General features: G+C 56.0%; 3 protein-coding genes. All 3 read right to left on the bottom strand.

Annotated elements, in window-relative coordinates:
* Positions 1–262, bottom strand: a 262-nt coding sequence (locus GOB82_RS13175; RefSeq protein WP_166123783.1) for a hypothetical protein, incomplete at its 3' end; no start/stop codon positions are given.
* 429 nt (positions 263–691) lie between these two features.
* Positions 692–1,129, bottom strand: coding sequence for a hypothetical protein (locus GOB82_RS13170; protein ID WP_377792207.1), 438 nt, complete (start codon positions 1,127–1,129; stop codon positions 692–694).
* A gap of 226 nt (positions 1,130–1,355) precedes the next feature.
* Positions 1,356–1,676, bottom strand: a 321-nt coding sequence (locus GOB82_RS13165; protein ID WP_166123785.1) for a helix-turn-helix domain-containing protein, incomplete at its 5' end; no start/stop codon positions are given.

Below are 1,676 nucleotides of genomic sequence, written 5' to 3'. Positions count from 1 at the left end.
GATCGTCACTCAATGCTCGTGCCATCACCATCTCCATCAATGGAAACGGTGAATCACAATCTATGCCCCATGTCACCCCACACGATTCATCGTTCAGTGGACGTGCTCTAGCTCCGGGCAGCAGCGCCACCAGATCAAACGCCGTGGCGGAGGGCGCCTGCCGCGCAATGAAGTCCGACCCGACCACGCTCACCGCCTTCGGTTCATCCTGCGGCCTTAACAGACCGCCCCCCGCATGCAGAGCGACCGGATCGGCACGCACGTCAACCTGCTCCACCCCCGATGCAGTTACTTGCCCTGCCCTCTTTACCGTTACCCCCTTCTTTACCCCCTCATGCACTCCCCTTTGCCCGAGCATCGGAGCAGAGGCCCCAAGATTCCGAGCCGGACCAGATGACACTGAACCGGCTTCTCCGGCGCGCACTTGGACACCCGTAACCCTACCCTTTCCAACTACCGGAGAGGCACCCGCGGGGTGGCGAACCATAGCATCCTGTACTGCGGCATGAGGTATCGCAGCATGACCCGCTCTGTCAGTCTTTGCCGTTTCATGGCCTGCTACTGCGGTCTGTGCCGGGCAGGGACGCAGCACAACGCCTGAAAACACAACAGTCGCCAGCAAAAGCTGCCGTGTGTGAGAGTGCACCCGCATGGGGAGTATCCTTCCTCTGTCCCGGCTGCCGCCGCACCATCAGTCCGGCGTTTTGTCGTTCTGGCTTTCCACATTCACAAAAGTCTGGTCAGAAATGGAAACATTCTCAAGTTGTGGACGCTCGAGTACTTCCGAAGTTCTTTGAACCAGACCTGCTGTAAAGGTCTTCAGGTCCGCCAGTTCTTCACGCACGTCAGACAGGATTTCAACCAGAGCCTGATGGTCTTCCTCTGCCCGTTTATCTGCCCCGCGACTGAGCACCGAGCTTCCCACCATCAAGGCAGGTAACGCCACAAGCTGAATACAGTTGCTGATATAGAGAAGGGTGTTCTCCCATTGAGGCACCAACACAGGCACAAGCGAGAACACCAGAAACGCATAAACGCACCAGATACTGCCGAACAGAACGGTCATTTTCACCGCAATGCTCTCATTAACCCGGTCCAGAGCGGCCCTGAAGGTCTTTTCCATGCTCATCCTGCCCCTGTCGTTATTATAGAGAGTGCGTGCTTTTCAGGCGCAGCCCTTTATACAGACATCGGGCTGTACCACATTGCTCTTCAAAAGTCCGCAAAGGGATACGAGGAAGGGCTATACCGAGGCAGGTTAGAGACCGAAGCGCCAGACATAGCCAGCCACAGCCCCTCCTTCGGGCAAGACCCAACCACGACACACCCCGTTCAAACGACCAGACTCTGGCTTCTCATGCTATGGGAGCACTTGACTTATTGACAATCCGCAGCACGGTGCTGGGAACAATGTCGTAATCCTTTGCGATCTCGTAGAGCGTTTGCCCCTCGGACCGGCGTTTAAGAATCTGTACCTTTTGCTTTTCGGTAATGCGCTGCGGCCGCCCCATCTTGATCCCGCGCTTTTTGGCCAGTTCCCGCCCTTCTGCTGTACGAGTGCGGATAAGATGGAGGGATCGAAGAACCGTTGATTGATGTGCTTGGCCAGTAATTTCTGGGTTTTGGCGATTTGATTGACGGTTTTCTGGAGAGCTTTTGATCTGCGTTTTGAGCAG

Source organism: Acetobacter farinalis (assembly GCF_011516935.1).
Taxonomy (GTDB): domain Bacteria; phylum Pseudomonadota; class Alphaproteobacteria; order Acetobacterales; family Acetobacteraceae; genus Acetobacter; species Acetobacter farinalis.
The sequence above is the reverse complement of the archived record's forward strand: the minus strand, read 5'-3'. Positions and strand labels throughout refer to the sequence as shown.